We start from the raw sequence: 6,663 nt of genomic DNA on the forward strand, positions 1-6,663 counted from the left end.
GCACAGGCACGCTGCCAAATCGTTTCTCGATCCCGCGCATGCCGATGGGCAACGCGGATGGCGCAATGGACAAGATTTTTCGCTCCTTAGCCGCAGAGAACAGGTGGCGAGGCAGTGGCTGGTTACGCTGCCCGCCGTAAGCTTGTGTCCGCAGCCTATTGCTGGATCAGATTGTTGAACTTCTCCGTCGCCTCGATCAGATTGTCGCGCCAGAATTCTGCATCCTGCAACACCTGCTTCTTGACGTTTTCGGGCGCCGAATTGATGTCCTTGATCCTGTCCTGCGGGATCTTGCCGGTCTCGAAAGCCTTCTCGTTTACCGGGCCATTGTCGACGTAGAGCGGCAGATTGGCCTGCAGCTGCGGGCTGACGAACATCGCAAGCGCCTTCATCGCGGCTTCCTTGTTCTTGGCACCCTTGGGGATGACCATGCAGTCGGCGGTCAGCACGCCCTGATCGAAGGAGAAGCTGACCGGCGCGCCTTCCTTCTTCAAGGTGCCGGCGCGGCCGTTCCAGATGCTCGCCATGTCGACTTCGCCGTCTTTCACCAGTTGCATGGCCTGCGCGCCGGAGGTCCACCAGGCGTCGACATGGCCACGGATCTTGTCGACCGATTTCAGCGCGCCGTCGACATCCACGGGATAGACCTTGTCGATCGGCAGGCCCGAGGCGAGAGCCGCGACGCTCAGCGTTTCGGTCGCCTGGCTGCCGCTCAACGCGCGCCGTCCCGGAAACTTTTCCACGTTCCAGAAGTCGGCCCAGGTCTTGGGGCCTTTGTCGCCGAACACATCAGTCCGGTAGATCAGCACGACGGAGGTGTAGGAAATGCCGACCCAGTCATCGTGGACAAGCTTCGGGTTGATGCCGGTCTTATCGATGATGCCGTAGTCGAGCTTTTCGAACAGCCCTTCCTTCGAACCGCGCGCGCATTCGTCGGCGCCAAGTTCGGTGATGTCCCATTTCACTGCATTGCCGGTCACCTGCAGCCGGACGTCGTCGAGGCCGTTGGTGGTGTCCTCCTTGATGGTGATGCCGAGCGCGTCGGCTGTCGGCTTGAAGAACGCCTTGGTCTGCGCTTCCTGGTAGGTGCCGCCCCACGAGGCGACAGTGATGGTATCGCCCGCCACGGCGGGGGCCGCGACCGCTGCCACGAGGGCGGCCACCGCGACAACGCTGATGCTTCTGGTCCTGTTCATTTTCGGCTCTCCACCGGTGTTCCCATTGTTTTTGATTTCGCATGCTATTTTGTATACAATTTAAAGTGTAGCTTCGGGATCAGCGATGTCAACACCGATCGGCGCGCCTGGGGTCGTCGACCCGGGCTGGGAGATGGGGCGCCGGAGCGTGGCAAACCGCGCCGACTTTGAATACAGCTATGCGTGAGAACGTATGCCGGCAGAAAGACCGGAGAACTGGAAACGGAACTTGGCCAAGGAAACCAAAAACACGCTGCGCGACTCGGTCTATTCCGCGCTCAAGGCGATGATCGTGACCGGCCAGATCCCGCCGGGATCGCGCGTCACCGAGAACGACATCGCCGCAAAACTCAATGTCAGCCGCACGCCGGTGCGCGAGGCCTTCAACCGCCTCGAGCGCGACGGCCTGGTCACCGGCCGGCCGCGCCAGGGCTATGTCGTCACCGAGTTCGACATCAACATGTTCCGCGAGGCCTTCGAGATCCGCGAACTGCTCGACGGCCACGCGACGGAACTGGCCGCCGCTGCTGCGACGGAACAGGACAAGGCGCGGCTGCGTGTCATGCTGGCCGAATGCGAGCGGCTGGCCGCCATTCCGGAGCGCACCACGCGCGAAAAATTCCAGGAGCTCGAAGTCGGCATCGACCTGCACCGCGTCATCGCCGAAATCAGCGGCAATGCGATGCTGCATGGCATGCTGTGCGGCATCCTCGACAAGTGCCAGCACTATGTCTGGACCGAACTGTTGTGGCTCGACGAATGGAAGATCGCCCGCGACGAGCATGCCGAGATCGTCGAGGCGATCTGCGCCGGCGATGCCGCCCGAGCCGGCACGCTGGCCCGCGCCCACGTAAGGGGCTCGCGCGACAATGTGCTGCGCCTGCTGCAGGCGAAATCGGACTACCAGAGTTTTCTGGCCAAGGCGTCCTGAGCGGCGCTGGTGGCGGCGTCAGATGGTCCATATGGATATTGCTATCGACAGCACTACTATATGTCTCACGAACTGCGACGAGGACGGTCCAGTGCTTCCCTCGACAGGGCTCGATCGGTTGAGCGCATTTTCGGATGGCGTGTTCGCCGTCCTCATCACGGTGCTGGTCCTCGACTTGCGCCCGCCGGAGTTGCCGACGTTCAAGGCGCTTCTGGAGCTCTGGCCGACATGGCTGAGCTACAGCGTCAGCTATCTCTTCATCGCCATCGTCTGGGCGAACCATCATCATCTGTTACGCCACGCCAGGGAGGCGACAGCCAGCCTGATGTGGTACAATTTCGCACATCTGTTCTCGGTTTCGCTGCTGCCGCTGGCGACCGCGTGGATGGCGGTCAGCGAGCTGGCGCCGCAGCCGGTCGCCTTCTATGCCGCCGTCTTCTTCCTGGTGAACCTGACCTACATTCTTCTGATCCGCGAACTCATCGACCCGATGCCGGAGAACGCGGTTCCGCTCGCGGTGCGCAAGCGCATGCGCATCCGGTCGCTCGCGACGCTCTGTCTATTCGCGCTGGCGGGGCTGGTCGCCCTGAAATATCCAGTCGCGGGCTTGGCGATCTGTTGCTGCTGCTTGGCCGTCTATCTCAGGCCGGAAGCGCCGGGGGCAGGCAAAAGCTCGGGCAAAGGCTGAATTCTCGCACCCGACGCGTTAAACGGCTTCAGCCCTTGCGCTCCTGAAGGCTGTTGCCGCCATCGACCACCAGCAGGGCGCCGTTGACATAGCTGGCGCCTTCCGAGGCCAGGAACACGACCGCGGCGGCCACCTCATCCGGTCGCCCGGCCCGCGCCGGCGGCGTATTCAGGGCGGCTTGCCGCTCCATCTCGCTCGACGACCCTGTTTCGATCCAGCCGGGAGCCACGGCATTGACGGTCACGCCGCTTTTCGCCACTTCGAGCGCCAGCGTGCGTGTCAGGCCGACCATGCCGGCCTTGGCGGCGGAATAGGCTGATGTGCCTTCGAAAGACACCAGCGGCCCGGTGACCGACGCCACATTGACGATGCGCCCGTAGCCCGCTTCGACCATCGCCGGCAGAAACGCCTTCGTGACGAGGAATGCCGTCTTCAGGCTGACGTCGATCCCCTGATCCCAGTCGGCCTCGGTCATGGCGAGAAACGCCTTGTCGACCGATGGCGATGCCAGCGAGCCCATGCCGGCATTGTTGACCAGTATATCGACCGCGCCGACATCGGCCCGCAGCCGCGTGACATCGGCAGCGATGGTGAGATCGGCGATTGCGGCCCTGGCATCGATGCCTTCTGCACGGAGCTCAACGGCGCGATCGAGCACACGTGCACTGGCACCGGTGAGAAAAACGGCATGGCCGGCTTGGCCGAGCTGCCGGGCAATGGCAAAGCCGATGCCGTCGGCCGCTCCGGCCCCGGTGATAAGTGCTCGCTTGGTGGTAGTGATGGATGTCAATTCAGGCTCCGTTGGTTCCGCCTGCCGTGCGCGGTCGAACGCCAGCGGTCACAATCGTCGAACCATATAATCCATGGGGTACATAGCGCGCCTATTTTTCCTGTTAAATCGCATGCAGCGCGTCGACGGTATGGAAACCCGAAACACGTTCCATCATGGAAATTCAGTCCGACCAGCTCGCGGCTGTGAAAAAGAAGTAGGGGGAAATAGTCCTAGGTTGTGACAGGCTTCGGCAAGGTGAGCCAAGGTGGACGCTTGAGGTGGACCCGACTGCCGCCGACACTTATCTTGCGATCATACCGGGCTGAGAACTCGGAAATGAGCATGAGCGCCGCGAAGTAGGCTTCCGTCGCATAGCGGATTGTCCATTTCGTACCCAGACCGTACCGTCCTTCCATCATCTCGCGTGAATTGGGGAGCTTCTTTAGGAGGCCGCGGTTGATGCCGGAACAATGCGGAAGCGCGTCGTCGTAAAGGTAAAAAAGGTCGTGGGTTTCACGATACTTTCTGCCTGTCTTTTGAAGAATGAATGCCTTTATCGTCCGTTCGATTGCCATCTGCATCGACCACATTGCAGCGCCCCTTGCGGTATCACTATCAGTAAGCAGACCTATTGCCGCGTTTTGAAGATCAGAAAGAACCCCATCAATCAATTCCGTGATTTCATGATCCGGCGCGGTCACTCCCATCGTGTTCATTCTGATCCTGCGCAAGGCGGTGGCCACCGCCGTCGTCCTCGTTTTCAGTTTTCGGCTTTCCGTCAGGTCTATCTTCGCGAGGTTGGGCGGGTTTACGAGCCAGTCGGTGGGCGTCTCGCCCTGTTCAATGCCAAGGGGGAAATGAAGCCAAACGGTTTCACCAGGTGTCCCCGGCGTGGTGCGTGTTAGTGGAACGCGGATTTCAATCGGGACATGCCGAACAAGCACTACGCCCGACGCAAAACCCTCCCCGCTACTCTGATCAAAAGCACTTCCGTAGGTATCGCGATACCATGTCTCAATATGGTGGAAGATCACCGCAAACCATGGTTTCCCTGCAAAATCCTCCTTCGTGTCGCCCCGAATGTCCAGAATGCTTTCTAGAACGAACTTGATTGAAGCCCTAAGCGGACGTTGCCAAAGTGGGAGCTCCTCCACCTGAAGCTCCAAGTCGATTAGCTGCATATGCTCGGCAATAGCTTCTTCAAGCGTCACTTAGGACCTCCGGTCGTGCGGAACAATTATATGATGGAGAAGGAAGTAACGGACAGGTCGACGCTTTTCCCATAGATGTTCGAAAATTGCGGATTGTTGCCCCGTCGCCGCGTTCCCATGTTCCGGCACTCAAACCGGAGACAATGAAATGCCGAAGTCAACAATCAGTGCCGCCCTTTTACAAGAGCACCTTCACGGTGGCGGGTCGGTCTATGAAGAGGGGCAGAAAGCCTGTCGACGCCACGTCCCGCTGCGCAAATGCCCCTATACGGATAGCGGTCGCCGTGAAAGGTGGATGAAGGGCTGGCACGATGAACAGGCTGAGTTCATGACCAGCTAGGTCGTCCGCATGAGATCTATGAGGTCTGCCGAACTTGAACTGAAGCGCAAGGAGTATTTCAGTCCTCCCGGTTCGCCCATGCGATCATTTCGTCCGTCACTTGAACCGGTCGGGACTGATAGAGCTTTGAGATTGTTACGAACCGATCAAGGACCTTTTGGTCAACATCCGCGTCCACGTCAAAATCTCGTTTGAGCCGTTCTTTGGTTTCCCGCCAGACCTTCAAGGCGTAACCTGCCAAATCCTCCTTGATCGAAATCTTGAAGGGGTCTTTGATGTCTTCAGGTATCTCGCGAAACTGCGCCCAGCGCCGATTGTAGCCTTCATTGTCACGGACGGGACTTCCAAACTCCTGCTCGATCCTTTGCCTTGCAGCCTCTTTTCCTTTATTCGTAGCGGCTCTTAGTTTCCTGATTTCGGGCATCGTCATGTCGAAAAGGAAAGTGTCATCCATTTCCTTTTTGATGTCCGAAAAATCGACCTTCTGTCCAAGGGTGTTGTGCTGCGTGACAAGATCATCATAGAGCTTCCAATGATCATTCCACTTTCCTGCAACCCCGATACGCCCCGCCTTCACCTTTCCAAGTATAACTTCCCGCGTGTAGATCGAAACGATATCGCGCAAGCGTTCAATGAGGTCAGCGGCTTCTTTCTGCTTGTCCTCCCAAAGCTCCGCTTCAAAGCCCAGCCCTTTGAAGCGTTTGAAGCGCGAAACGTTGGCGTAGAGAAAGCTGAGAAAGCCAAGGCCAAAGACTGCGGCGGCTTCTGTCACTTTTTCCTGATAGATCAATGTCAGGCTCGCGCCGAGCAGGGCCAAGCCGACGATCACAAACAAGACCCGTTCCCAATTCGTAACGAACCACTTCCCAAAGGGTTTAAGCATTGCCTTGATTGATCCCCGCGCCTTCTTGCATAGATGGCGGGAAGATCGGCAATGCGCAACTGCTACCCGTTCCGTGAGGCTGCCCGAGAATGGCTTCCTCACGGTTTGTCACCCTCGATGAGAGTAGGACAGCCAGTGAACCGCATATGAAATTAGTGGGAGTATCCGTGGGGCTTTGAGCCCCATTCCGGGATTTTTACGGCTTTTTGTTCCCCTCTAGGCTGTTGAAGGCAACATAGAAAAGGTCGGAAATCCCAACGGTCTCATATAATTGTTTGGCGCGCCCGAAGAGATTCGAACTCCTGACCCCCAGATTCGTAGTCTGGTGCTCTATCCAGCTGAGCTACGGGCGCGCAACAGGCCATGCTTTCCATGACCCCGCAATCCGATCGTAAACGACCGGTCGCGACGAGACGTGTTCCCTAGCGACTGAATTTCGGAAAAGCAAGCCGATCCGGCAAAAGTTTTGTCACAAGTGCCTTGGTTGGTGATGAAGGCTGGGATTCCGGCAGATGGCAACGGTCCGAAGTTGAGCCGGTTCCTGCTCATTGGAAGAAGCATCGGGCCAGAGGACAAGAGGGCCGGGCGACCCGGCGCTCTAAACCGTCACGCCGGGCGGCGCAGGCCGTTGCGGGCCTGGTC

6 protein-coding genes and 1 tRNA gene are annotated in these 6,663 nt (G+C 58.7%); 2 read left to right on the forward strand and 5 right to left on the reverse strand.

Going from position 1 to position 6,663, the window contains the following annotated elements:
* Positions 1-155: 155 nt before the first annotated feature.
* On the reverse strand, positions 156-1,196 hold the full coding sequence (locus EN925_RS17525; protein ID WP_127370427.1) for an ABC transporter substrate-binding protein: 1,041 nt from the start codon (positions 1,194-1,196) through the stop codon (positions 156-158).
* 229 nt (positions 1,197-1,425) lie between these two features.
* Here EN925_RS17525 and EN925_RS17535 point away from each other — a divergent pair, with 229 nt between their 5' ends.
* A complete protein-coding gene (locus tag EN925_RS17535) occupies positions 1,426-2,127 on the forward strand; it encodes a GntR family transcriptional regulator (RefSeq protein ID WP_245461027.1) in 702 nt (233 codons plus the stop codon).
* 118 nt (positions 2,128-2,245) lie between these two features.
* On the forward strand, positions 2,246-2,815 hold the full coding sequence (locus tag EN925_RS17540) for a TMEM175 family protein (protein WP_027161123.1): 570 nt from the start codon (positions 2,246-2,248) through the stop codon (positions 2,813-2,815).
* 28 nt (positions 2,816-2,843) lie between these two features.
* Here the strand turns inward: EN925_RS17540 and EN925_RS17545 are convergent, their stop codons facing one another.
* From EN925_RS17545 to EN925_RS17560, 4 genes are all read right to left on the reverse strand, one after another.
* Positions 2,844-3,605: an SDR family NAD(P)-dependent oxidoreductase gene (locus EN925_RS17545; protein WP_127369480.1), complete on the reverse strand. Its 762-nt coding sequence runs from the start codon at positions 3,603-3,605 to the stop codon at positions 2,844-2,846.
* 212 nt (positions 3,606-3,817) lie between these two features.
* Complete coding sequence (locus tag EN925_RS17550; protein WP_127224210.1) at positions 3,818-4,798, reverse strand: hypothetical protein; 981 nt, start codon at positions 4,796-4,798, stop codon at positions 3,818-3,820.
* Between the two features lie 398 nt (positions 4,799-5,196).
* The gene (locus tag EN925_RS17555) at positions 5,197-5,973 is read right to left on the reverse strand and encodes a hypothetical protein (protein ID WP_127224211.1); all 777 of its coding nucleotides are present in this window, start codon (positions 5,971-5,973) and stop codon (positions 5,197-5,199) included.
* A gap of 324 nt (positions 5,974-6,297) precedes the next feature.
* Positions 6,298-6,374, reverse strand: a tRNA-Arg gene (locus EN925_RS17560).
* Between the last annotated feature and the right edge of the window lie 289 nt (positions 6,375-6,663).

The organism is Mesorhizobium sp. M7A.F.Ca.US.006.04.2.1 (genome assembly GCF_004022915.1).
Classification (GTDB): Bacteria; Pseudomonadota; Alphaproteobacteria; order Rhizobiales; family Rhizobiaceae; genus Mesorhizobium; species Mesorhizobium ciceri.